This is a genomic window from Paenibacillus vini, assembly GCF_018403325.1.
GTDB classification, from domain to species: domain Bacteria; phylum Bacillota; class Bacilli; order Paenibacillales; family Paenibacillaceae; genus Fontibacillus; species Fontibacillus vini.
This window is the reverse complement of the sequence record NZ_BOSL01000001.1, coordinates 142,255-164,883: the sequence shown is the minus strand read 5'-3', so window position 1 is coordinate 164,883 and position 22,629 is coordinate 142,255. Positions and strand designations below refer to the sequence as shown.

25 protein-coding genes and 1 pseudogene are annotated in these 22,629 nt (G+C 47.4%); 10 read left to right on the top strand and 16 right to left on the bottom strand.

Annotation, left to right across the window (positions count from 1 at the left end):
• Window positions 1-57 precede the first annotated feature (57 nt).
• The 4 genes from KJS57_RS00800 to KJS57_RS26360 form a co-directional block, all read right to left on the bottom strand.
• Window positions 58-993, bottom strand: a complete 936-nt coding sequence (locus KJS57_RS00800) for a LytTR family transcriptional regulator DNA-binding domain-containing protein (RefSeq protein WP_213653391.1) — start codon at window positions 991-993, stop codon at window positions 58-60.
• A 238-nt stretch (window positions 994-1,231) separates the two neighbouring features.
• Window positions 1,232-1,624, bottom strand: coding sequence for a VOC family protein (locus tag KJS57_RS00795; RefSeq protein WP_211024563.1), 393 nt, complete (start codon window positions 1,622-1,624; stop codon window positions 1,232-1,234).
• Between the two features lie 143 nt (window positions 1,625-1,767).
• Window positions 1,768-2,433: a DUF4386 domain-containing protein gene (locus KJS57_RS00790; protein WP_213653390.1), complete on the bottom strand. Its 666-nt coding sequence runs from the start codon at window positions 2,431-2,433 to the stop codon at window positions 1,768-1,770.
• Window positions 2,434-2,499: 66 nt separating this feature from the next.
• The gene (locus KJS57_RS26360; RefSeq protein ID WP_444544260.1) at window positions 2,500-4,644 is read right to left on the bottom strand and encodes a helix-turn-helix transcriptional regulator; all 2,145 of its coding nucleotides are present in this window, start codon (window positions 4,642-4,644) and stop codon (window positions 2,500-2,502) included.
• A gap of 151 nt (window positions 4,645-4,795) precedes the next feature.
• Here KJS57_RS26360 and KJS57_RS00780 point away from each other — a divergent pair, with 151 nt between their 5' ends.
• A complete protein-coding gene (locus tag KJS57_RS00780; RefSeq protein ID WP_213653389.1) occupies window positions 4,796-5,488 on the top strand; it encodes a DUF421 domain-containing protein in 693 nt (230 codons plus the stop codon).
• A gap of 112 nt (window positions 5,489-5,600) precedes the next feature.
• Here KJS57_RS00780 and KJS57_RS00775 read toward each other — a convergent pair whose 3' ends face one another.
• Window positions 5,601-6,452 carry an aldo/keto reductase gene (locus tag KJS57_RS00775; RefSeq protein WP_213653388.1) on the bottom strand — a complete coding sequence of 284 codons (852 nt, stop codon included), beginning with the start codon at window positions 6,450-6,452 and terminating at the stop codon, window positions 5,601-5,603.
• 174 nt (window positions 6,453-6,626) lie between these two features.
• On the opposite strand from KJS57_RS00775, the gene KJS57_RS00770 reads away from it, so the two are divergent.
• On the top strand, window positions 6,627-7,076 hold the full coding sequence (locus tag KJS57_RS00770; RefSeq protein ID WP_211024555.1) for a MerR family transcriptional regulator: 450 nt from the start codon (window positions 6,627-6,629) through the stop codon (window positions 7,074-7,076).
• A 151-nt stretch (window positions 7,077-7,227) separates the two neighbouring features.
• Here the strand turns inward: KJS57_RS00770 and KJS57_RS00765 are convergent, their stop codons facing one another.
• From KJS57_RS00765 to KJS57_RS00745, 4 genes and pseudogenes are all read right to left on the bottom strand, one after another.
• Window positions 7,228-7,551 carry an AzlD domain-containing protein gene (locus KJS57_RS00765; protein WP_213653387.1) on the bottom strand — a complete coding sequence of 108 codons (324 nt, stop codon included), beginning with the start codon at window positions 7,549-7,551 and terminating at the stop codon, window positions 7,228-7,230.
• Entirely contained in the window at window positions 7,542-8,276 is a 735-nt protein-coding gene (locus KJS57_RS00760) for an AzlC family ABC transporter permease (RefSeq protein WP_213653386.1), read from the bottom strand. Before KJS57_RS00760 ends, KJS57_RS00765 begins: the two co-directional genes overlap by 10 nt.
• 57 nt (window positions 8,277-8,333) lie before the next feature.
• A pseudogene (locus KJS57_RS26355) lies at window positions 8,334-9,491 on the bottom strand (FAD-dependent monooxygenase).
• A gap of 42 nt (window positions 9,492-9,533) precedes the next feature.
• Window positions 9,534-10,139 carry a TetR/AcrR family transcriptional regulator gene (locus KJS57_RS00745; protein WP_213653384.1) on the bottom strand — a complete coding sequence of 202 codons (606 nt, stop codon included), beginning with the start codon at window positions 10,137-10,139 and terminating at the stop codon, window positions 9,534-9,536.
• Between the two features lie 166 nt (window positions 10,140-10,305).
• Here KJS57_RS00745 and KJS57_RS00740 point away from each other — a divergent pair, with 166 nt between their 5' ends.
• Window positions 10,306-11,364, top strand: a complete 1,059-nt coding sequence (locus tag KJS57_RS00740) for a bifunctional transcriptional activator/DNA repair enzyme AdaA (RefSeq protein ID WP_373316677.1) — start codon at window positions 10,306-10,308, stop codon at window positions 11,362-11,364.
• Between the two features lie 32 nt (window positions 11,365-11,396).
• On the opposite strand, the gene KJS57_RS00735 is transcribed toward KJS57_RS00740, so the two are convergent.
• On the bottom strand, window positions 11,397-12,398 hold the full coding sequence (locus KJS57_RS00735) for an NADP-dependent oxidoreductase (protein ID WP_213653383.1): 1,002 nt from the start codon (window positions 12,396-12,398) through the stop codon (window positions 11,397-11,399).
• Between the two features lie 61 nt (window positions 12,399-12,459).
• Window positions 12,460-12,783, bottom strand: coding sequence for an ArsR/SmtB family transcription factor (locus KJS57_RS00730; protein WP_213653382.1), 324 nt, complete (start codon window positions 12,781-12,783; stop codon window positions 12,460-12,462).
• 465 nt (window positions 12,784-13,248) lie between these two features.
• Between KJS57_RS00730 and KJS57_RS00725 the strand changes: the two genes are divergently transcribed.
• The 4 genes from KJS57_RS00725 (at window position 13,249) to KJS57_RS00710 (ending at window position 16,330) form a co-directional block, all read left to right on the top strand.
• Window positions 13,249-14,244: a sensor histidine kinase gene (locus tag KJS57_RS00725; protein ID WP_244861332.1), complete on the top strand. Its 996-nt coding sequence runs from the start codon at window positions 13,249-13,251 to the stop codon at window positions 14,242-14,244.
• Entirely contained in the window at window positions 14,231-14,875 is a 645-nt protein-coding gene (locus KJS57_RS00720) for a response regulator transcription factor (protein WP_213653380.1), read from the top strand. Before KJS57_RS00725 ends, KJS57_RS00720 begins: the two co-directional genes overlap by 14 nt.
• A gap of 89 nt (window positions 14,876-14,964) precedes the next feature.
• On the top strand, window positions 14,965-15,855 hold the full coding sequence (locus KJS57_RS00715) for a CPBP family intramembrane glutamic endopeptidase (RefSeq protein WP_213653379.1): 891 nt from the start codon (window positions 14,965-14,967) through the stop codon (window positions 15,853-15,855).
• Complete coding sequence (locus KJS57_RS00710; protein WP_213653378.1) at window positions 15,848-16,330, top strand: anthrone oxygenase family protein; 483 nt, start codon at window positions 15,848-15,850, stop codon at window positions 16,328-16,330. The genes KJS57_RS00715 and KJS57_RS00710 overlap by 8 nt, the downstream gene beginning before the upstream one ends.
• A gap of 91 nt (window positions 16,331-16,421) precedes the next feature.
• Here KJS57_RS00710 and KJS57_RS00705 read toward each other — a convergent pair whose 3' ends face one another.
• Complete coding sequence (locus KJS57_RS00705; protein ID WP_213653377.1) at window positions 16,422-17,615, bottom strand: MFS transporter; 1,194 nt, start codon at window positions 17,613-17,615, stop codon at window positions 16,422-16,424.
• Between the two features lie 181 nt (window positions 17,616-17,796).
• Between KJS57_RS00705 and KJS57_RS00700 the strand changes: the two genes are divergently transcribed.
• Window positions 17,797-18,390: a TetR/AcrR family transcriptional regulator gene (locus KJS57_RS00700; protein WP_213653376.1), complete on the top strand. Its 594-nt coding sequence runs from the start codon at window positions 17,797-17,799 to the stop codon at window positions 18,388-18,390.
• Window positions 18,391-18,434: 44 nt separating this feature from the next.
• Here KJS57_RS00700 and KJS57_RS00695 read toward each other — a convergent pair whose 3' ends face one another.
• Window positions 18,435-19,013, bottom strand: coding sequence for a TMEM175 family protein (locus tag KJS57_RS00695; protein ID WP_213653375.1), 579 nt, complete (start codon window positions 19,011-19,013; stop codon window positions 18,435-18,437).
• A gap of 190 nt (window positions 19,014-19,203) precedes the next feature.
• Window positions 19,204-19,776 carry a Crp/Fnr family transcriptional regulator gene (locus tag KJS57_RS00690; RefSeq protein WP_213653374.1) on the bottom strand — a complete coding sequence of 191 codons (573 nt, stop codon included), beginning with the start codon at window positions 19,774-19,776 and terminating at the stop codon, window positions 19,204-19,206.
• A gap of 114 nt (window positions 19,777-19,890) precedes the next feature.
• Between KJS57_RS00690 and KJS57_RS00685 the strand changes: the two genes are divergently transcribed.
• Window positions 19,891-20,853 carry an NAD(P)-dependent alcohol dehydrogenase gene (locus KJS57_RS00685; RefSeq protein ID WP_213653373.1) on the top strand — a complete coding sequence of 321 codons (963 nt, stop codon included), beginning with the start codon at window positions 19,891-19,893 and terminating at the stop codon, window positions 20,851-20,853.
• 113 nt (window positions 20,854-20,966) lie between these two features.
• Here the strand turns inward: KJS57_RS00685 and KJS57_RS00680 are convergent, their stop codons facing one another.
• Complete coding sequence (locus tag KJS57_RS00680; protein ID WP_213653372.1) at window positions 20,967-21,428, bottom strand: VOC family protein; 462 nt, start codon at window positions 21,426-21,428, stop codon at window positions 20,967-20,969.
• An 83-nt stretch (window positions 21,429-21,511) separates the two neighbouring features.
• The gene (locus KJS57_RS00675; protein WP_213653371.1) at window positions 21,512-22,174 is read right to left on the bottom strand and encodes an RNA polymerase sigma factor; all 663 of its coding nucleotides are present in this window, start codon (window positions 22,172-22,174) and stop codon (window positions 21,512-21,514) included.
• A gap of 82 nt (window positions 22,175-22,256) precedes the next feature.
• Here KJS57_RS00675 and KJS57_RS00670 point away from each other — a divergent pair, with 82 nt between their 5' ends.
• The gene (locus KJS57_RS00670; protein WP_211024518.1) at window positions 22,257-22,427 is read left to right on the top strand and encodes a hypothetical protein; all 171 of its coding nucleotides are present in this window, start codon (window positions 22,257-22,259) and stop codon (window positions 22,425-22,427) included.
• Window positions 22,428-22,629 lie beyond the last annotated feature (202 nt).

Sequence of the window (22,629 nt, the reverse complement as noted above, 5' to 3'; positions counted from 1 at the left end):
GAATGGTACCCAGAAAGTCCTAATTGGTTTTCAATATTGCCCCGGAAATAGAAGTTTTTAAATATTAAGAAGGGTCTTTAATTCCTGCAATTTTGAACGGGATAATGGAACCACGGCATCTTTACCGGTATGTAGGCGCAAGCTGTAACTATTTTTCGTCCATGTAATAATTTCTCTTACCTTTTGCAGATTCACGATGTAGGATCGGTGGCACCTGAAAAATCCGAAGTTTAACAACCTCTGTTCAAGCTCGGATAACGTCAAAGCACAAACATAGTTTTCTCCACCCACATGAACAAGGATCGAGCCGTCCATGCTTTCTATATAATCGATTTCAGGCGGATCAAACAGGATCACTTTGTCGTTTCTTTTTGTAGAAATCTTCTGCAAGGTTATATTGGCCTGGTCTTGTTCCTGCACTTCCTGCTTCTCCTCTTCGGAGTCCCGAATATCCAAGGGGTGAAACCCCAATTCATTCAATCGGTAAATGGCATCACAGGAAACGAGAGCATCCTCTAAATTAGAAGTTAAAATTATGATTCTCTTCGCTTTCGAAAGATCATCCAAAATCCGTTTGAAATGGCGACGATCCTCTTCTTCCAAATAAAAATAGGGTTCCTCCAGGACAAGTGTAGGCTGATGCGCAAAAAAGGCACGCAGCAAGGTTACATACATCCTTTTCGATGAAGGCAGATTCCGGACTCTTACCTTCTTTTCTTCTTTTAAAGCAAAATAATCCATTAACTGAACGACATGGTCATTCCTCTCCGTTACCTTGATCAGGAAAGTGATCAGCTCTTCCACCGTTAAACGCATATACTCGTTTTGCCCGGCTCGAAATAAATAATATTGGGAATGATCCTGCAATTGATTCATTAAAAGCTGCTTTCGCTTCAAGTCCGTTATAATGCCAATCGAATGGTTCGATGTCATATCTAATTCGATTTTCGGTAGAATTAACTTCCCATCTTGATACATCGGTTCAAATTTCATGCCGTCCTCCATGTCAACGCCGGAATATAAAAATAATAATACATTGGGGATGGTGATTTGTAGATTTGGGTCACTATCGGTTAATACGGTTGTATTATTCGAATTGACTCAAAAAAGTGGGTATCGGAGCGATACCCACTTGGGGGATTGTTAAAGGAAGTTGTCTCGGCAGTTACTTTTATTAACCGGAAATAATGCGGCCGCGCCGATTCCACCGCAGCATAATACTCAGTAATTTTTACACACTTATGTACCAATAAACGCCATACTTATCTATTACTTCAGCACAACAAGAACTCCAAGGGAGAGAACCTAACTCAAAAAGAACGTTTCCGCCTTCTGCCAGCATGGAGAATGCTTTGCTTACTTCATCTTCGTTATCAAAATTAATTCCATAACTCATGGTCGGACGCGACTCTTGTAATGAGGATGCTAACATAACTTGAACAAAGGCGTCATTTTGAGATTCGCTGACAGCGAATACTTGTTGTCCGTCTCTTAGCAACTCCGCGTGCATGAATGTTCCATCCGGAAATTTCTCGTTATATCCCAGCGTCATTCCGAAGGCTTCCTTGTAAAACTCTACAGCTTCAACCGTATTCTTAATGTATAACGTAGCTCCCAGTTTCACGGCTATTCCTCCCTGAGTCATATTATATAAGTAATATAACAACCCTATAGGAAGGCCGCCAATGCGATAGAACACTCACGCACCAATAAAAATATGAAGCTCCGCATCCGGCCTTGACCGAGTGAGGAGCTTTTGGTATTGCCTTATTTAGCGGTAGCTTGAGTATGCCGATTAAATCCCTTAACTATGAGCCAAACCGGTAAGGCGATTTCGAATATCGCTCCGGGAATGTAAAGAACCTCCCCAACATCCAGTCCGGCTACGGACAGAGAACTGCTTGCTAACAAACCGGTATATCCAATCAAGCCGATAATGGACAACAATCGTGGAACTAGTCTCGATCGATAGAGAATACAGCAAAATAACAAGCTTCCTAAACTCAGCACGAGCATGGCTATATCGAACAGCAAATAGTGGGCCTCCACCGCTAAATTTCCTAACGCTTGCAGGTATGCATCCCCGGAGGTTCCTGCGGATACAGTCTGCTTGCTTAACGCGAGAAGGATCAGCGGACCGATTAAACTTATCATCAACAATGACGACTCCATGACACGAGAAGCGAAGTAACCGAACGCAAACGCCTCATGATATTTCTTTAACGTCGGCTGCAGCAACATGGCAATCCCCACAACCGCTATGGCATTGATGAGCTCTAAGAACAGCGCTGCAAAAACTCTCATTCGATCCGAATCCACACTGACAAGCAAGTCCGTTCGATGCAAAATAGGTTCCAACATCCCGCTGCCTATCAGAAATGAGCATGTCGATAACAAAAACAATGCCCCTACCACTCTCTCCGTCCTTTTCATGCCTGATCCCCTCTCCCAGCTAATTGATTGCAGTATAGCTCAAAGAGGATGGGACCTATAGACACTTTAGTGTGGTTTTGGAGTCCTCGTTATTAAATTCAGTTCGCGGGCGCGGGCGAGCGCTTCTGTACGTCGTTGCACATTAAGCTTTTCAAAAATCCTCCGATTATGGCCTTTGACCGTATCCAGTGCCAGAAATAGCTTGTCGGCGATCTCCCGGTTGGAGAGTCCCTGGTCGATGAGCTGCAGCACTTCCATTTCGCGCTGGCTAAGCGGCTCAATCAGGTTACCGTTCAGTCCGCCCTCAAGGACGCGGTTTATACGCTCCAGACTCATCTTAGCTTCTTCTATAGCCGGGTGAGGCAGATTCCCTGCCACTCTCAGAACCTCCCGGTAACGCTCTGCTGCCAGATCGGGCCGCCCCTCCGCTTCCCTGATCTGGGCGATTCCGATCATGGCCATCACTGCCATGAGTTGATGATCGATGATTCGGCAATTCGCTATAACTTCGTTATAAGCCGTACATGCTTCGGTATAATTCCCCCGCCGCTGACAAGCGACGCCCAGCATCCAAGCGGATGCCGTTCGGGCAGGCAGATTGTCCTGTCGCAAATAGGCAAGCGCTCGTCGTGATTGGGCGATGACTTGGTCTACTCCGTCCGTTTCACTCTTCACCGCATTTCGGGCAGGGGTAATCAATCCAACAAGATCAGCCGTCTTATCTTCGAGTTCCGAGACTTGCATAGCCGCTTCAGCCGCTTGTAGATTCTGTTCTGCACCATTGTAATTATCGGCTAACATCAAGGAGGCCAATGTCGCGCGAGTGGCCGCGATCCATCCGATCAGTTCCTTGTCTCCGACGTCTTGTTCCATGCCTTCCAAGGCGGCCTCCGCTGCCCGGAGCTTGTGTTCAACTTCCGTCGGCTTACCGGCAATCAATAGGGCGGAGCCATAATACACCCATAATTCCGGTCTTACGTCCAGTTCCTTGGCGGGTAACGACTTCAGCCAGTCGAGTGCCATTCTTGCAGCTCCGCGCAGATGCAACGGCATCCCGCCGCCTTGAAGCAGACGTGCGCTTCGCGCGATGTCCTGAGTCTTGACGGCATGGTGAAACGCCTCGATCTCAAAGCCTTGGTCTTCGTACCACATGCTCGCTCGCTGGTGTAATTCGGAGATATCACTCTCACTCATACTTTCCATTAGCCGTCTACGGAGGATATCCGCGAACAAGTGATGATAGCGATACCAGCGCCGTTCATGGTCCAAAGGAACAATAAACAAATTTCTACGTTCGAGTTCGATTAGCATGTCTTTGCCGGAAGCCTCAGCATTAGCCATTAGGCCATCGCATAAAGATCCGCATAATCGCTCAAGGACAGAGGTGCGCAGCAAAAAATCCTGCACGGCTGAAGGCTGGCGTTGCAGAACCTCTTCTGCCAGATAATCCAGCACGAAATGGTGATTACCGGTGAAGGACTGAAGGAGCCGATCGGCATCGGAGTCCTCCTGAATAGACAGCGCGGCCAAACGCAGGCCCGCAGCCCATCCCTCGGTGCGTGATTGTAACTCGGATATATGATCCGTGGAGAGTTGAAGGTCCATGACATGGTTAAAGAAGGCTTCCGCTTCAGTGGGCGTAAATCTCAGATCTGCAGCGCGCAGTTCGGTTAGCTGATCCCGAACTCGCAACCGCGGCAGAGAAATGGCAGGGTTCTCGCGGGACGTGATGACAAGATGCAGCTGTGCGGGAAGATGGTCCAGCAGGAAGCTTACCGCCTCATCGATCTCTCTTGAGCTCGCCGCATGATAATCATCAAGGACAAGGATAAGAGGAGATGGAATGGCTGCAAGTTCATTTAGAAGAGCTGTCAAAATCGACTCCGTAGGCGTCGGTTGGGGGGAGTGAAGTACGGAAAGCACGCCTGCTCCTATATTCTCCTCTATAGTCTGAAGAGCGGAAATCATATACGTTAAAAAGCGCGTTAGTTCGGTGTCTCCCTGTTCAAGCGAAAGCCACGCGGCCGGCCGCTTGCAACCGGCTAGCCACTCGCAGACTAAAGTCGTTTTGCCATAGCCCGCCGGTGCAGAGATTAGGGTCAATTTGCGGTGCAGACCCTTGTTCAATCTTTCAGTTAAACGCTGGCGTAGTACCGTCCTCGACCGAAGCGCAGGGATATATAATTTGGTGGTGTTTATTGAGGTTGACATAGAACTATTATAGCAACTCCCATTATCCTCCATCAATGAGATTATGAGTTCACTGCGCTGTCTCCAAATAGTAGGTTCCCCTTCACTTGCAAGTATAAGAAATGGAAATGAAGGCCAATCTAAACTATCTGTTATGCAAGGAGCTCAGCACATGACGTATGGAGAAATTCTGTTTCGTACGGCAATATCCTTCGTTGCTTTACTCGTTTTGACGCGCCTGCTCGGTAAGAAACAGGTCGGACATTTAACTTTTTTCAACTATGTAACAGGGATTACCTTTGGCTCCACTACGGCCGAGATTATCGTCAACAGACACATCACGCTCCTGCAGGGAATATCCAGCCTGGTCTTATGGTCACTCTTGGCGTTCCTCATCGCATGGATCGGATTGCAGTCCGTCAAAGCTCGTGAAATTCTGGACGGCCAGCCTACAATTCTCATCAAACAAGGAATGATTCTGGAAAAGGCATTGGCAAAGCAGCATCTCAACATCGACGATTTAAGCATGTTGCTTCGGAACAAGGACGTCTTTTCACCCGAAGAAGTTGAATTTGCAATTCTGGAACCTGATGGTCAACTCAGCGTGTTGAAGAAAGAAGAACTACTGCCCTCAACAAAAAAAGATATAAAAGCAAACATTACGCCTATTCAAAGAATCCCGACTGAGCTTGTCGTTGATGGTAAAATCGTAGAAAAAAATCTTAAAAAATTGGATGTCTCCGAGGTCTGGCTCGATAGACAACTAAAGAAAGCCAAAATTGATTCTTTGGATCAAGTATTTTATGCAGAGCTCCAATTGGACGGCACGCTGTATATCGACAAATACCAGGATTCTATCCCATAAAATCTGTGATCCCATATCCATCAAAAGAGACAAATAGTTGCAATATCGCACCCTTGTAAATAGGGATAAAAAAAGGACAGGTACGCAACCTGTCCTTTCAGTCGTTCAAGGCTTACAGTTCGACTCTCCAGTTGCCAATCATCTTGGCGACTTCCGGATCACGGTACGATAAGAATAGGCTTTCCTGCGTATCGAGGGTGGAAATTTGTTCGATATCGTCCGCGCTGAGCTCAAAATCGAATATGTCGAAGTTTTCAACGATCCGTTCTTTGCGCACCGACTTTGGAATGACCACGACTCCACGCTGAACCAGCCAGCGCAACACGACCTGGGCGACGGACTTGTTGTGTCTTTCGGCGATTGAAACCAGTACTTCATTGCCGAACATGTTGCCCCGTCCTTCAGCAAACGGTGCCCATGACTGGTGCTGCACTCCTTGCTCTTTCATAAAAGCGGCGCTCTCGACCTGGTGGTAGAACGGATGCGTTTCGATCTGGTTGACGGCAGGTACGATTTCGTTATGCACAATGAGGTCCATTAGACGATCGGGTAGGAAGTTGCTGACACCGATCGCCTTGATCTTGCCTTCCCGGTACAGTTCTTCCATCGCGCGCCAAGCGCCGTAGTAATCGCCGAACGGTTGATGAATCAGGTACAGATCGAGGTAGTCGAGCTGCAGCTTCTTCAGAGACTTGGCAAACGCCAGCTTGGCACTCTCGTAGTCGGCATCCTGAACCCAGAGCTTGGTCGTGATGAACAGCTCCTCACGCGGTACGCCGCTGCGCTTGATCGCGCGTCCGACCGCTTCCTCGTTTAAATAACCAGCGGCGGTGTCGATCAGGCGGTAACCAGCCATCAATGCTTCATATACGGCGTTCTCGCATTCTTCAGCGTTCGGAACTTGGTAGACACCGAAGCCGATGATCGGCATTTTCACTCCGTTGTTCAATGTTACAGTTTGCATGGTAATTCCTCCTATTGTTTAAATGTATAACTGCAAATAGACGCCAACCCCGGGAGATTGATACTGCAAATTGGGGTTCCGCTTGCAGCCGATTTACAATACAATCAGCTTAGAACCTTCGTGTTACACGAAGTCAAGCGTCTTTAGAAATTTATTTTCCAAGGAGGATTTTACATGCATACGGTCAAAGAAGCTGCCCAGATCACGGGACTTACCGAGCACGCCGTGCGCTTTTACACGGATAAAGGCCTGGTGCCAAGCGTACAGCGCAATGAGAATAATATCCGGATGTTCGATGAAGAATCCATCAACTGGCTGCATGGCGTCAAATGCCTCAAGCAATCCGGTATGCCGATTGAAGTCATTAAAATGTACGTCGATTTATGCCTCGAAGGAGATTCAACCATTCCGCAACGCTACAAACTCATGATGGAGCATAAAGAAGCGGCTCTCGCCAAGCTCGAAGAAGCCAAACGGCACGTTGCCCACTTGGAAGAAAAAACCGATCTATATCAGGCTATTCTTGAGCGCCGCTCTCCGGACACGACCAATCCCGGTAACTGGGGTAGAATTCAGCATATGCATAGTGACGTATTTTACTCGCCCCTTGTTCGGAAAGCGTGAGAGGTATCTTGAGCGGCCAAAGACTTTATTGAGGAGGAGGAAGGTGACAACGATTGAGGTTTGTGCGGCATCCGGCCCCATCCAACAAAAAAACGAAGGGGCCGGTTCTTGTCCCCCTCGTTAAATTTCTATCTATTCTGCGACTATCCTGTTATAAGAAGTAACGTAAAACCATAATCGAAACCATCCCAGCCACTACTGTTCCGAGCAGACTTTTCGTCTTCATAGCGACAAGAACCGTAGGGATCGCTGCCAACAGCTCAATATTGTTCATTAGAGAAAACTGCCCATCCTGCAACAGTAACTCCTGTCCAACCAATGCCGCCATGACGGATATGGGAACGTAGTTCAGCCAGCGAATTCCCCATTCCGGGAGCTCCATTCGACTCAACACCATAAGTGGCAATACCCGAGGTAAGAATGTCACCAGCGCAGACCCGATAATAATCAAAAAGACATCCCATCTTACTTCCATTTATCTATCACCATTCCAATCGTAGAAGCGACTACCGTAGCTACAATAACCCCCACATTTCCCGGGAATATCAGCGCAACGCCTACCGTAATGAACACCGCACAAATCGCCACGATAACATCAAGCTTCACCTTTTTACGGCTAACCATCGCGAGGATCAACAAACCGATAAACATAGCGGGCAGAGCAAAATCCAGCCCGAATTTTTCCGGGTCGGAAATCCATTGCCCCAAATAGGCGCCTGCAATATTGGCGACGATCCAGTTGAGGTACGCTGTCAGATTTAGACCGTGCATCCATTTTTCATGAATCTGCTTTCTTTTTGCAGCCTCATTAATCGCAACACCAAAGGTCTCATCCGTTAAAAGTGAGCCGATCAGCATATTTTTAAACATGGTAAGCTGCCGAAAATAGGGTGACAGCGCCGCACTGAGCAGAATATGCCGTAAATTCACAAAAAATATCGTGATTATAATCGCTGTTGCCGAGCTCCCTACAGCAATCATTCCGGCCGCAATAAACTGTGCGGAGCCTGCATACAGCAATACACTCAGCAGTATGATTTCCATGATGCTCATACCCGCGGTCTTCTCCAGAACACCCGCCGCAAATCCGATGCTCAAATAACCCAGCAAGGTTGGAATACAATCCTTCACTCCCTGCAGAAAGCTGCCTTTATCTTCTGTGGCCGTAAATGATTTTACTCGAACCCCTTCTTGACTCACTCTTCTCCCTCTTCTCCTGCTGTTCTATTTATATTTTTAAAAGTGAATCATTTCAAATTATTCTCCAAGTCTTACTTCATATAGATCCTCCAGCTGCTTCTCCAAGACTCTTGCCGGAATAGCTGGAAACAGAGCATCCCGAAGGGCGGCCGAAACGCGTCCCTGCAGCTGTGCCGCCATTCCGATCCGGTTGGACATTCTGGTAATTCTCCCGGTTCGGCCGACACGTTCGCGTTCATATCCTTGCAGCGCCGTTGTAATGGCAGAATTGTGTTTCAAGTGATTTGCCAGGATGACAGCATCTTCAATAGCCTGCCCGGCTCCTTGGCCCATATTGGGCGTCATGGCATGTGCCGCGTCACCGAGTAAAGCGATGCGTCCGAACGCAAAACGGCGAATGGGCGGCAGATCGTAAATATCATGTTGGAGCAATGGATGATCTGGGGTTTGCGCCAGTAATTGAGGTATCGGTTCATGATATCCCTCAAATCTCTCCAGTAAGTCCCGTGTAGTATAGCTTCTTATCTGGGAGTTCGGAGATTTGGCATTCAAGCAGGCGAACCAGTAAATCCGGTTGTTCGGCAAGGGAACCAGACCAAATCGTCCTCTGCGGCCCCAGGTTTCTATAAATATATCCGGATTATAGGAAGGCAAGTCCTGGGTTGCCTGTACAACCGCTCTCCAACAAGTGTACCCCGCATATTGCGGCTTTGCGTCCGGCAGCAGAGCCTCGCGAATACGGGAATGAACACCGTCTGCGGCGACCAGGAAATCCCCCTCCTCCGTCGAACCGTCTTCAAACTACACTTTCACCCCGGAATCATCTTGTTCAAAATGCCTGTAAGTCTTCCCGGTATGAACAATCTGCTCCGGACCTAAAGCATACAAGAGCAGTTCTAGCAGATTTCCCCGTTCAATCGTAACATTATCGGGTCCGTATTTGCGGCTAATGGCGGCTGTAGCCGTGCGTTGCAGTATTTTCCCTGCGGGCGTAAGGATGCGCAGCTCTTCCAACAGCTTCCCTGCCCGAAGAACTTGCTCGCCTACATCAAGCTTCTGCAATGCCCGGACGGCGTTCGCCCCGATTCCGAGTCCGGCACCTGCAAAACGTACTTCTTGCTTGCTTTCGAACACTTTCACATTGATCCCGATTTTACCCAAAGCAATGGCTGTACACAGCCCGCCGATCCCCGCACCGATAATGATTGCCTTCATCTCAAGCTCCCCACTTTCCGCCAAACTTCGAAATAATAGAGATCATGAACGGAAACGTTCACGCCCCTCCTCCGATAAGCTGCCTTCCATAATGACCGAGAACACTTGGTGAAACATATCAACGAAGTTGTATTCCAGCCGGCCGATCACCTCCGGATGCTCCAAATGCTGCATCGCTTGAATCAAGACGTTCGCGATAATAACCGGCGGAATATCGGAACGGAAAAATCCATCCCTCGCCCCCTGTTCGAACATGCCGATGAGCGTACCCGTTATGATGCTCTTCCGGCGTTCCTCAAGATGTGCATAGGCTTCCGGGACGGCCCGTCGTAAGTCTTCGACCACCGAGACGTGCAATTGGCTAAACCGCCTCCTGACACTTAGGATAAACAACTGCACCTTTTCAGTGATCTCCACCCTGTCGTCGTTAATAATGCTTTGGACTTCTTGCTCAAATAAATTGTAAAAGTCATCGATTACTGCAAACAGCAGCTCTTCCTTACTTGTAAAGTATTTATAAAAGGTCGACTTGCTCATTTTCAGGTCGGACGCAATCTGTGATGTCGAAACTTTAGAGTAACCGACAGTGACAAACTGCTGCAGGGCGTACTCCAAAATTCGTTTTCTTTTCTTACTATCCTTATCCATCCGGATCCTCCAATAGTACTTGAAATACCAATCGGGTACTATCCGTATTTTATTTCCTTCATTTTCCCTTTGTCAATCAAAAAAATAGATGCCTGATTTTCGGCTACGGCCGTCGTCCGGGCGATATATAATAAACTCATCCCAATCTTAATATGTAGGTGGAATTATGATCCTTAACGAGGAACGCAAGGCCGAATACTATAAAGCACTTATCGAAAAAAGATCGGACTACGAAGGTGTCTTCTATGTAGGCGTCACGTCCACGGGCGTGTTTTGCCGACCTACTTGTCCGGCCAGGAAGCCGAAGTACGATAACTGCGAGTTTTACGAGACAGCCCAGCAAGCTCTTCTGGCTTCCTTCCGTCCCTGTCAGCGCTGCCAGCCCTTGTCCCATCCGAATCAAGTCTCGGATATCATTCGCTTACTCGTCGAAGCGGTTGAGGTAAACCCCGAAAAGCGATGGAAGGCAAGGGACTTCCAGGCTCTATCCATCGATGAATCAACGGCCCGCCGTCAGTTTAAAAAGCGCTTCGGCATGACCTTTGTGGAATACGCTCGGGCCCGTCGAATGGGCTTGGCTTTGAAGAGCATCCGATCAGGAGGGAAAATTATTGATACACAATTAGCTTCAGGTTATGATTCCAGCAGCGGATTTCGGGATGCATTTTCCCGCATTATGGGCGCACCTCCTACGCTGTTGGATGATAGTCGTATTCTTAAAGCAACATGGTTGGACACGCAACTCGGCCCTATGGTTGCTATAGCGGATGAAAAGGAGCTCTATCTCTTGGAATTTGTAGATCGTCGAGGGTTAGAACGCGAAGTTGAAAGGCTGCGGACACGATTAAAAGCGGCCATTATCCCCGGACAAACAGCACCAATTCAGTCTATTGAGCGAGAACTGACTCAATTCTTCGATGGATCTTTTACCGAGTTCCAGACGCCTCTCCATCTTATGGGCTCGCCTTTTCAGAAGAGCGTGTGGGAACAGCTGAGACAAATTCCACCGGGAGAAACTCGATCCTACGCCGACATCGCACTGGCGCTTGGTAAGCCTACTGCCTATCGCGCTGTAGCGCAAGCGAACGGGGCCAATCAGCTCGCGATCGTCATTCCCTGCCACCGCGTGATCAACTCCGACGGCGGACTCGGTGGGTATGGCGGCGGAGTCGCACGCAAAGAATGGCTGCTAAATCATGAGAAAGCTAGAGGCCAATATGATTGATAGGGAAGCCGGTTATGGACGGTCTCTTCCATCTATTTTATTTTAATGACTACTTTTCCCTTGGCTCTTCCGCTTTCCAGGTAATTAAAGGCCTGCCCGGCATCTTTCAAAGGATACACCTTATCAATAATAGGCTTAATGAGTCCTCCTTCAATAAATTCCTTGATAACCTTCAATTGCTCTCCGCTTGGTTTCATAAAAAGGAAGTGATATCTGGTTTGGCTCTTCTTCTCTATGGCTGTGATCTTCCGGCTCACGATGGACAAAAGGGTTGTCTTCAGCCAGCCCAGTTTCGCTTCCTTGCCAAATCTGGCGTTGGGCATGCCGGAGATGGACACAACTTGTCCGCCAGGTTTCAGGACGCGGAATGATTTTTCCAAGGCTTCTCCCCCCAAAGTATCAAAAACAGCATCATATCCGGTAAGGACCTCTTCAAAATTCTCTTTTTTATAATTTATAATTTGATCGGCCCCCAACGATTTGACCAAATCAAAGCCCTTCTCGCTTGCGGTTGTGGCAACAAAAGCACCCATCTGCTTGGCCAATTGAATGGCGAAGGTTCCAACGCCTCCCGACCCTGCGTGAATCAATATTTTTTGATCTTTTTGAAGATGCAGTATATCAACAAAAGCTTGGTAAGTCGTAAGTCCAATTAGCGGAATCGATGCCGCCTCTTCAAAGGTTAGATTCTGCGGTTTTAGACAAATATCTTCCTCATGAACAGCAATAAACTCCGCTAATGTTCCGATTCTGTTCTTGCGGGGTCTGCCGTAAACCTCATCTCCGGGTTTAAATGTAGTCACCCGATCGCCAATCTTAACTACAACTCCGGAGAAGTCATTTCCCAAAATTAAAGGAAACCGGTAATTCAATAGAAGCTTCATTTTTCCTTCCTTGATCTTATAGTCAATTGGATTTAGGCTGGCTGCATGAATTTCCACGAGCACATCCTGTTCTCCGATATTCGGCATGGGTTGTTCTGTCATTACTAAGGGAACTTCTTTTCCGTATTTCTCTATGGTTATAGCCTTCATCTCATATCGCCCCTTTTATGATTATTAGTTTAAACAAACGAACCAATTGGAGTAAATAAAATCACTGAGGCCCATTGCATTCGTCTTCAACGGCAGTAATTAATGATTTAAGCTGACCAAGCGGTTCACGGACAGTTAGTATATAGTAGTTCTCTACGCCTTTTTTCTCGGATTTGATAAAACCGGACTGTTTCAACACCTTTAAATGATGGGATACTGCCGGTCTGGATAAATTGATATGGCCTGCTATGGTATTAACATTAAGACCCTGTTTGTTTTGCGCTAACAGCATAATAATAGCCTGACGGTTTTCATCGGTCAGTACTTCCAATAAAGGGATGCAAGCTTTGAATTGCTGTAAAATCTCTTCGGTTTGCCGGCTCATGCGAGTCACCCGTCCTATTAGTTCGTTGGTTTAATCTCTTAAACGTAATTGTAGATATTTCGGTGCCGAAATGCAACACAACAAAAAAGAGAGGCCACATGCCCCTCTTTTGAAAATCATATCAAGTTTATCTAAGCGCCTGCAGAAGACTCTGGCCAAACCGTGGCATGGTTACATTAAAATTATCAGCAATCGTAGCCCCGATATCTGAAAATGTCTTACTTATAGAGCACGGGATCCCTAAAATTTTACCCTATTTTTTGGGATTTCCTGTATGATGATGCTATGAAAAAAATATTATCTTTTATGGATTGGGGTATATTCGCTCTTCGATCATACCATTATATTTTGCTGTTACTTCGGGTCCTGGCAGTAAGTGAGTTTTCGAACCGAACGTTATTAAACTTGATCTGGTTGAGCTTAGCCCTGGTCGTCCCTTTGCTATTCTGGTTTCCTGGGCGCCGGATGAACAAAGTCTGGTTTTGCATCCTGGAGCTGGTGCTTGGCGGTTCTTATTATGTGAATTCAGTTATTGATCCGGATCTGACTTCAAAAGCGGACTATTTGCTGCCGAGTCTTACAATGGGGTACTTATTGACCAAGCAAACCCTTTGGATCATTCCCTTGCTTGTTTCGATTCCTTTTTCCTTTCAGTCTTACCTAAGATTACCTTGGGAGCAAACCCTAAGTATCGGAACAGACAATCTGCTGTTCTGCTTCATCGGTATGTGGGCAAGCTTCGTCGCCAATGCGTATCATCAGAAAAATAAACTGGTAGCCGAAGTGGAACAGCAAAATAAGCTGCTCACTCATTACTCGGCCGAGATCGAGAAAATGACGTTGCTTGAAGAGCGCAACCGCATGTCCAAGGAGCTTCATGATACATTAGGGCATTCCTTTATCTCCCTCATTCTGAGCCTTGATGCTTCTATTTCCCTTATGGACAGCAAGCCCGCCGAGGCCAAAGATCGGTTAATTCGCATAAGAACATTGGCTGAGACAAATCTGGATGAAATGAGAAACATCGTACACGAGATGGGGGAAGAAGAGGAATCCAGTCTGATCCGACAGGTTGAATCCCTTGCGGTCCGTTTCCGGGAGCACACGGGTACAGCCCTGACTTTGAGTCTGCCGGAGACAGAGCGTCCCCTACGTTTTGAAGTACGGCAAGCGGTTCTGCGGGTCATCCAGGAGTCATTTACAAATGCGCTAAAACACGGAAAAGCATCTCAACTGCATCTGGAGCTTACCTATTTTGAGAACCATCTGCAATTGTCCGTTCGAAATAACGGTATACCGATCGACAGCTTAAATTATGGCTTCGGCTTGACCACGATGAAGCATCGGGTTGAGCGGCTGGGAGGCAGCCTGCTGCTATCATCCGGGGAGGAAACTCCAGTAATGACCGAAGTCAGATGCGAAATCCCGTTAAAAGGAGTGATACCGCATGGCGAAGATTAAAGTGCTGATTGCGGATGACCAAGAGTTAATTCTCGAGAGCTTACATATCGTGCTGTCCATGGAAGAGGACTTGGAAATTGTCGGCTTAGCCAAAAATGGAGAAGAAGCCATAAAAGGCTGCGAGCAGTTGAAGCCGGATATTGTGTTGATGGATGTCAACATGCCAGTCATGGACGGCGTAGCCGCAACAGCTCTGATTAAAGAGCGAATACCTGCCACCAAAATCATCATGCTGACCTCCTATAAAGAAGTGGAATATGTATTAGCGGCGTTAAGCTATGGCGCAGAAGGTTATCTGCTCAAAGCCATTCATCCCAAGGACCTGGCTGCAGGCATACGGGTGGTTCAGGCGGGAGGAACTTTAATTTCGCAGGAAATGGCAAGTAAAATGATCAAGAACATGAACAATACCACCCCTGCGAAAAGTAATGAATTTGGGCTCACTGCCCGTGAAGTAGATGTATTGCATAAGCTGGCTGCCGGCCTGCGTAATCAAGAAATTGCCGAGGTGTTGTATCTCAGTGAAGGGACGGTTAAAAATTACATCTCAACGATCTATTCGAAGCTTAACGTAAAAGGAAGGCGGGAAGCCACCCGTAAAGCCCGAGATTCAGGAATCATGGATCATTAAAAATATATTATGACTAAAGCGCACTGCCTCTCTATGACTTTTTCAGCCTATACTCATAGCATCAAACAACGGAAGAGGCGATATGAGTCATGAAGAAAAAGTTGTCTGGAAATAACGAGTTACTGCAGGATGGCAGGAAGTTAAGTGCTTGGGGTTTATTTTGGCGCTTCCCCATCGTCTGGATGATTGCGGGGGCTATCGGTATTATTCTCATAGATACGTTATTCCGGCAGCTGACAGAGCAAGCAGAAGGTATAGCTTCCCTCATATCTACACTAGTGATGGGTTGCCTGGCCATCTTAGTATATAAGCTCACGCTGACATACCTGGCCCGGCGGTCCACTCCGGAAATATCAATACACCGCGCAGGGATGGAAACTGTTCTGGGCGTACTGACAGGGTCCATATTTATCATAGGGTCCGCTTTAATTATTATGGCTCTGGGAGGGTACTCCTTTCAGTGGGCAAGTTCTGCGGATACGAGTTCTATTCTAATATTCTCCATTACACCAGCTTTATCAGCTGCTATTGTCGAGGAGCTTATCTTTCGTGGACTTATGCTTCAAGCCATTGATAAAATAGGAGGGAAAACGCTCGCCCTTGCTGTGACCTCCCTATTCTTTGGAGTTGCCCATCTCGGAAATACAGGGGCAACATTATGGAGCGCGTTCGCCATTGTCCTGGAAGCAGGTGTTCTGCTCGGAGCCGCTTTCTTGTGGCGGAGGAACTTGTGGTTTGCCATGGGACTGCATTTTGCTTGGAATGCCGTCGAAGGCTTGCTTGGTATCCCTGTTTCCGGACACCCTTCTGCCGGTCTATTTACGGTTAAGGTTCACGGTCCCGCACTTCTCACAGGGGGCGACTTTGGACTCGAGGGATCTATTATTCCGATTGTAATCAGTCTTCTGATCTCCATTCCTATGCTAATTGGGACTGCAAGAAATCGAAGGGCTGAAAAGGAGATGAATGTTCATGGATAATTGGATTATCATCCTCACCTATGTCACAGCGCTCGGCTCGGGGTTGATCGCTGGCATTTTCTTTGCTTTCTCAACCTTCGTGATGGTCGCGCTTGCCCGGCTCCCGGCGGCGCAAGGAATTGCCGCAATGCAGTCCATCAACACGACCATCCTGCAGACGTTTTTCAGTTTCGTTTTCATGGGGACGGCGCTTACCTCTCTCGTCCTGGCCGGCGTATCGCTTTATCGGTTCGATACGCCTGGCGCAATATACCTGCTGATCGGCAGCCTGCTCTATTTCGTCGGCGCGTTTCTCGCCACGATCGTCTTTAACGTGCCCCTTAACAATGCGCTCGCCGCCGTCAATCCCGACAGCGCAAAAGGTGCGGAAGTCTGGCAGCACTATCTATCTCGCTGGGTAGCTTGGAATCATGTGCGGACGATCGCTTCCCTGGCTTCTCTGGCTGCATTTATTCTTGGATTGCGCCGTTTCTAGGATCTTATAACACTAATAAAGGAAACATCCCCCGCTTACAATTATGGTGTTCGAACCAGTTTAGGTCTTACCAGTGCTAAGTGAAATAGATTTACTTCTTCTCAGTCGCAAAATAAAGGAGAGCTGCGATCGGGAAAGCCATTCCAATCCATAACACGGCACTCCATCCTCCTGTAGCATAGGTCCATCCCCCAATTGCAGATCCGATAGCACCGCCAAAAAAGAAGATAGCCATAAATAGCCCATTCAACCGACTGCGAATTTCCGGACTCAGCGAGAAGAGCGCACGTTGTCCAAGCACAAGATTTGCGGATACGCCGGCGTCCAATAAAATAGCTGAAACGACGAGAATCACAATTCCGGTAATTGAACCCGTACGGATTACAAGAGGCAACAACATCGAACCGGCGACAGTGGCGAGTGCAATCCACGTAGCCGGCTTCGTCCAGCCGCGGTCGGCCAGCCGCCCTGCTATAGGCGCGGCTATTGCACCGGCGACTCCAACAAGCGCGAACAACGCGATGTTTATCTGTGAAAAGTGAAAGACCGGGCCGGATAACAGTAACGGAACTGTTGTCCAAAATAAGCTGAAAGTCGCAAACACAAATGCATGATAAGCAGCCCGGCGGCGTAAAATCGGGGTTGTGCGCAGCAAGTGCCACATCGAACCAAGCAGAGCGGTATAGCGTGTGTCCGTCATGGGCTTTCTTGCTGGCAGCACCTTTGACAGTACGATTGCCAAAATAATTATCGCTGCGGCAGACAAAGCGAATACGGCATGCCAGCCCAGGAAGTCGGCCACCAGACTCGACAACGGACGCGAGAGCATGATGCCCAGCAACAAACCACTCATGACATTGCCGACAACACGGCCGCGTGAAGAATCAGATGCAAGATATGACGCAAAAGGCACAAGTACCTGCGCGGCGACTGACCCTATCCCGATAACAAACGAAGCCGCCAGGAATGGCGCAGCTTGTTTTGACATTGCCGTGATTGCAAGAGCCACACCTGTCAGAAGTAAAGATGTCACAACCAACCTCCGATTATCAACGATATCTCCCAAAGGTACGATAAATAACAAGCCGACTACATAACCGATCTGTGTTAATGTCACGATCAAGCCGGAACTGTTTGCGGACAACCCGATGGAAGAGCTGATGACCCCAACCAAGGGCTGCGCATAGTAAAGATTTGCTACAATGATGCCGCATGCGGCAGCCAGAAGCAGAGTTAACCATTTTGAAATGTTGTTTTCGACCGTTTGCTTTTTTAAAGTAGGCATTTAAGCAGCTCCTTTTCCATTTTAAATACTGTACGTACAGTTTAGTAATTTTATAATTGAATAATATACTGAACGTATAGTTTTGTAAATAGGCAGCCACAATTTATTTTTTGATGTCCAATTGATATACTGAACGTATAGTTTGTTTTTCGTGATCAGATAGGTATGACGAAAGAGGTTGATGATGACGATGAATGGAAAAAGAGGCCGGCCGCGTAATCTAGAAGCTCAAAAGTCTATTCTTTCCGCATCTTACGAATTATTGCTGGAAAATGGCTTTCAAGCCGTGACAGTGGATAAAATTGCCGATCGTGCCCAAGTTAGTAAAGCCACAATATATAAATGGTGGCCTAACAAGGCTTCCGTGGTGATGGATGGTTTCCTGCATGCCGCCACGGACAGATTACCCGTGCCTGATACAGGCACAACATTTAATGATATTGTAATTCACGCCACGAATTTAACCGGGTTTTTGACAAGCCGGGAGGGGGCTATCATTAAGGAGTTATTAGGTGAGGGACAGTTCGATTCGGGATTGGCGGAGGCCTATCGCGATCGGTTTTTCCGTCCGCGCCGTCTTGAGGCAAGAGGTCTATTGGAAAAAGGGGTTCAACGCGGGGAACTGAAAAACAATCTCGACATTGGCACATGCATTGATCTCATTTACGGGCCGATCTTCTATCGTTTGCTTGTAACAGGTGAATCCTTGGACGACCCCTACGTGGAGAGTTTAGTTAGAAGTGCATTTGAAGGAATTGCGCACTCATCGGGCTAAAGCCCATAAATAAAGAGAACAGCCTGCAGGCTGTTCTCTTCGCTTTAGCGGCCTTTCAGAATATGCTCGATCCGTTTATCAGGCATGAACCAGATCAAGGCAACGAGTACAAAAAAGAAGCCGGATATCCAAGGAGTCACATAAGCGGTCAAAGCTGCAGCTAAATAGAGTATAGGGGATAATTTCCCCTTCCAGTCTTTCCCCATTGCCAAAAAGAAGGAGGAATCGCTGGAATGCTGATTAACAATCGCCCGCTGAAGCAGCCAGTACGACAATGCAGCGAGTAGAAGTATAAAACCGTACAACGCAGTAGGAGTGGCTGCAAAATGGCTTTCTCCCATCCAGGCTGTCGTAAACGGGATAAGGGATAACCAGAATAGAAGCAGCAAATTGAGCCACATCAACGGTCCGTTCATCGTTCGAACCATGTGCAGCAGATGATGATGATTGTTCCAGTAGATGCCGATATATACGAAACTAAAAATGTAGCTAAGGATCTTTGGGCCGAGCTCGATCAGCGCAGACCAGTCGTAGCCTTCCGGCACTTTAAATTCCAGTACCATGATCGTAATGATAATCGCCAGTACCCCGTCGCTGAATGCCTCCATCCGATTCGCCTTCATGGTGTATCACCCTCTCTCGCTTATGTCTTTAGTATCTTTGCGACACTAGTAACTTTGCATAAAGTCCTTCATCTCGTCAAGCAAAGCTTTCTTACTCCCTCAGCTCCCATCCACACTCGGCTATTGACTTAAGTCAATGCAAGGAACCCTCCCCCTGCTTACAATTATGGTGTTAGAACTAGTTAAGATCTTACTGGATTCTCTTCTTAATTCGGCTTAACGACTCTGGAGTAATGCCGAGATAACTGGCCAGTTGATGTTGGGGTACCCGGTCAATAAGAGAGTGGCGTTTCATTAATAGTGTCTTGACGCGTTCTTCTGGAGAGGAAGCGATAAATGCAGCGAATTCCTCTTGGACTTGGCTAAAATTCTCCTCTATCATCCTGCGGGTCATTGTTTCCAATTGAGGGTGTTTGGTGTACATGTCCTTCTCTTTATCCAGAGCGCCAACGACCATAACCGAATCTTCTACGCACACGAAAGTGTAATCGGAAGATTTATCTGATTTATGTTGATTGAAAATCGCGATGGCTTGCTCTTCGGTATAAAAATTAGACGTAACTTCTCTGCCATCCTCATCTATCGAATACTGCCGTACGCAGCCTTTCAAGATGAAATAGCATGCTGTCGGACTATCTCCTTGGTTAAAGAGAACGGTTCCCTTAGCAAACTCTTCCACACGGATTTCGTTCACTATGGCTTGCTGATCTTCCTTGCTAAGAGAAGTCCATCTCGACATGTATTTGTACAGAATATCTTTCATTGTCTCTTGCCTTCAACTCCTTCTCAGCTTCTACCTGCTCTATCTATTTTCTTACGTTAAGAAGCCTCTTGTAAATGTCCATTGCAGTCAAATTACCGTTAGGAGGGGAAACCCATGAGAGCCATGGTTCAAATTTCGTATGGTCCACCGGAAGTGATTGTTCTGCAAGAAATCCCGAAACCGTCCCCGGGAAGCAAAGAGCTGCTCATACGTATTCATGCTGCCAAAGTAGGGCCGTCGGACTGTGCTTTTCGCAAGGGCAATCCGTTTATGATTAAACTGCTATATGGGCTATCCAGACCAAAGTTTGCAATCGGAGGAACCGAATTAGCTGGTGTGATCGAAGCGGTCGGGGAGGAAGTACAGCATTTTAAGCCAGGGGATCGCATCTTGGGAATGAGCGTCAAAAGCTTCGGTGCTTTCGCCGAATATAAGTGTCTTTCCGAAGAGAGCCCCCTTACGGTTATACCGGACAATATTACCTTTGAAGAAGCCGTCGGCGTCTGTGACGGTGGCGCCACGGCATTAACGTTTCATAGAGATAAGGCAAAACTGCGGGAGGGCCAGAAAGTGCTGATTAATGGAGCCTCCGGGGCCGTCGGTATTTACGCTGTACAATTGGCCAAATCCTATGGCGCTGAAGTAACCGGTGTTTGCTCTGGTGCTAATGAGAGTCTGGTAAGAAATGCAGGGGCGGACTTCGTTATTGATTATACCCATGAGGATTTTACGAAAGCAGACAAAGCTTATGATGTCGTGTTTGATGCTGTAGGCAAACGCTCTTTCCCGGAATGTAGGCGTGTGCTTACGGCCGAGGGACTGTATCTGACTACCTCACCCAACTTGTCTACCCTAATGCAAATGATGTGGACATCTCTGTTTAAAGGCAAAAGAGCTATTCTGGCCACAGCCGGGCTTATGCAAAACAAAGCAAACTTAACGTATCTCATGGAGCTCACCAACAATGGAACATTGAATGCCGTGATCGATCGTCGATATCCATTGGAGCATCTGCCAGACGCCCACAAATATGTAGAGACCGAACGTAAAAAGGGTAACGTGATCATTGACTTTTAAAGCCACAGTTACCCTCTTGTTTAGAAGCTTGCCGTTATTTGTGGTCTGACTCAGCATGCTGTTACTAACGTTCTTACTTATATTTCAACCGCATGTTATTGGGCTGCACAACTTCAACTCACAATATCGAACAAGTGAGCTCTGACCCGGTTTGCTTCTTCAGGTGAGCGATGAACATCGATACATTCGTTTACATCAAATTTGTTGCCGTCGGGATCAGAAAACACAAAGTTGATGCCGCAGCTGTCACGATCCTCCAGATCTTCGACGGTCACTCCATTTGTTTTAAGATGATCATACAATACTTCAATTTGCCGCACCTCAAAGGTCAACCTAAACATTTCATACCCTGCTTTGTTCGGGAACTGATTATCGATCGTTCCTTCAGTTTCCACCAAATGCAGCCATTGTCCGTCAGAAAGCTTTAAAATGACTTGAGCTTCTGCCTCATTGTATGGAACCGCGAACTCCAAACCAAAATTTCGCTGCCACCACGCCGCCGACTTCAACGGATCTTTCACGGGCACATAGTTTGAACACACCGCCTTCAGAGCATTTCCTTGAATTACTGACATTCTGATCATCCCTTCGCTTTATTATCATCCCTACCTTATTAATGAACGATAAATCTTGTATAAACCAAACAGGTCCTCAACAATTATTTAGAAATGACGTGAAAAAGGTTGCCATCAACATCTCTGAACGTAAAATACAATTTGCCGTTTTGCATCTTAAGCTGGTCTAGCCGTACGCCTTCATGCGCCAACCCGATGTAGGCCCGATACATCCCCTCCGGATCGCCTCTCTGAAAAGCATCCACCAACGCATCAAAATCAGCAATGGCCTCGCCTTTTGAATGAACAAGAGGCTTCGTGATATTTGAATCTGCAGCTAATTTTCTGAGACGTCGCCGAGCTCTTCCTATAGCAACTTGCACTGCCGCCTCACTCGACCGAAGGATCGAGGCAGTCTCCTTTGCCGTAAAGTAAAACACATCCATTAGCAGCACAATAACACCCATACGGGGAGAAAGGCGCTCCGCCAGCTGCTCCAACAATTCTCTGCTGGATAACATAAAATCGGGAGCAGCCGCTTCCATCGTTCTGTCATAGGGCACCGTTCTAATTTTTTGTGCTCTTTGCCCGTCAATCCACGCATGTTTTGCAATACGGTATAAATAAGCCTTTGTAACCGGTCTCTCCGGATTTTTGCGGACCGCCTCTGTGACCTTCAAGAGTGCATCTTGAGTCAAGTCCTCGGCATCCCACCGGTTGCCTGTTATCCGCATACTATACTTGAACAACGTTTTTTTCCAGTCCATATGTAACTGGATTCGATGACAGACTCTGGTTTCCTTTTACTGCCTTTAAAATAATTTGTCCTTTCCGGGAGACTCGTGAGGATTGAAACCGCATGGGCATGCTCTTCGATTTAACAGACATCTGCTTCAATCCATCCGCCGAGCCGCTGCATTTCAATATGGAAAACAACAGATTAGAGAACGGAGCGATCCTATCATGAAACACCTGATCATCAATGCCGACGACTTCGGCCTGTCTCCGGGCGTAAACTAAGGTATTGCAATGGCACGGTTGGCTGCGAGAGAACATCCCTATGCGGAAGTCCCAGCTCCCACATCGCAAAGGCGAAACTATCGCTCCCCTGCCCGCTGAAGACGCCGCTCCCTGGACGTACCGATCCAGCCCCCAACGCCAACGCTACCTTTCACGGAACAGAGAAGCTCTTCTCGAAGCCGAAAGCTCAAGCCAAGCCCCT

Excerpts from the sequence above, each read along its gene's own strand:
- KJS57_RS00800 (WP_213653391.1), bottom strand. The coding sequence starts at position 993 with ATGAAATTTGAACCGATGTATCAAGATGGGAAGTTAATTCTACCGAAA.
- KJS57_RS00790 (WP_213653390.1), bottom strand. The coding sequence starts at position 2,433 with ATGAAAAGGACGGAGAGAGTGGTAGGGGCATTGTTTTTGTTATCGACA.
- KJS57_RS26360 (WP_444544260.1), bottom strand. The coding sequence starts at position 4,644 with ATGTCAACCTCAATAAACACCACCAAATTATATATCCCTGCGCTTCGG.
- KJS57_RS00780 (WP_213653389.1), top strand. The coding sequence starts at position 4,796 with ATGACGTATGGAGAAATTCTGTTTCGTACGGCAATATCCTTCGTTGCT.
- KJS57_RS00775 (WP_213653388.1), bottom strand. The coding sequence starts at position 6,452 with ATGCAAACTGTAACATTGAACAACGGAGTGAAAATGCCGATCATCGGC.
- KJS57_RS00770 (WP_211024555.1), top strand. The coding sequence starts at position 6,627 with ATGCATACGGTCAAAGAAGCTGCCCAGATCACGGGACTTACCGAGCAC.
- KJS57_RS00765 (WP_213653387.1), bottom strand. The coding sequence starts at position 7,551 with ATGGAAGTAAGATGGGATGTCTTTTTGATTATTATCGGGTCTGCGCTG.
- KJS57_RS00745 (WP_213653384.1), bottom strand. The coding sequence starts at position 10,139 with ATGGATAAGGATAGTAAGAAAAGAAAACGAATTTTGGAGTACGCCCTG.
- KJS57_RS00740 (WP_373316677.1), top strand. The coding sequence starts at position 10,306 with ATGATCCTTAACGAGGAACGCAAGGCCGAATACTATAAAGCACTTATC.
- KJS57_RS00735 (WP_213653383.1), bottom strand. The coding sequence starts at position 12,398 with ATGAAGGCTATAACCATAGAGAAATACGGAAAAGAAGTTCCCTTAGTA.
- KJS57_RS00730 (WP_213653382.1), bottom strand. The coding sequence starts at position 12,783 with ATGAGCCGGCAAACCGAAGAGATTTTACAGCAATTCAAAGCTTGCATC.
- KJS57_RS00725 (WP_244861332.1), top strand. The coding sequence starts at position 13,249 with ATGAACAAAGTCTGGTTTTGCATCCTGGAGCTGGTGCTTGGCGGTTCT.
- KJS57_RS00720 (WP_213653380.1), top strand. The coding sequence starts at position 14,231 with ATGGCGAAGATTAAAGTGCTGATTGCGGATGACCAAGAGTTAATTCTC.
- KJS57_RS00715 (WP_213653379.1), top strand. The coding sequence starts at position 14,965 with ATGAAGAAAAAGTTGTCTGGAAATAACGAGTTACTGCAGGATGGCAGG.
- KJS57_RS00710 (WP_213653378.1), top strand. The coding sequence starts at position 15,848 with ATGGATAATTGGATTATCATCCTCACCTATGTCACAGCGCTCGGCTCG.
- KJS57_RS00705 (WP_213653377.1), bottom strand. The coding sequence starts at position 17,615 with ATGCCTACTTTAAAAAAGCAAACGGTCGAAAACAACATTTCAAAATGG.
- KJS57_RS00700 (WP_213653376.1), top strand. The coding sequence starts at position 17,797 with ATGATGACGATGAATGGAAAAAGAGGCCGGCCGCGTAATCTAGAAGCT.
- KJS57_RS00695 (WP_213653375.1), bottom strand. The coding sequence starts at position 19,013 with ATGAAGGCGAATCGGATGGAGGCATTCAGCGACGGGGTACTGGCGATT.
- KJS57_RS00690 (WP_213653374.1), bottom strand. The coding sequence starts at position 19,776 with ATGAAAGATATTCTGTACAAATACATGTCGAGATGGACTTCTCTTAGC.
- KJS57_RS00685 (WP_213653373.1), top strand. The coding sequence starts at position 19,891 with ATGAGAGCCATGGTTCAAATTTCGTATGGTCCACCGGAAGTGATTGTT.
- KJS57_RS00680 (WP_213653372.1), bottom strand. The coding sequence starts at position 21,428 with ATGTCAGTAATTCAAGGAAATGCTCTGAAGGCGGTGTGTTCAAACTAT.
- KJS57_RS00675 (WP_213653371.1), bottom strand. The coding sequence starts at position 22,174 with ATGGACTGGAAAAAAACGTTGTTCAAGTATAGTATGCGGATAACAGGC.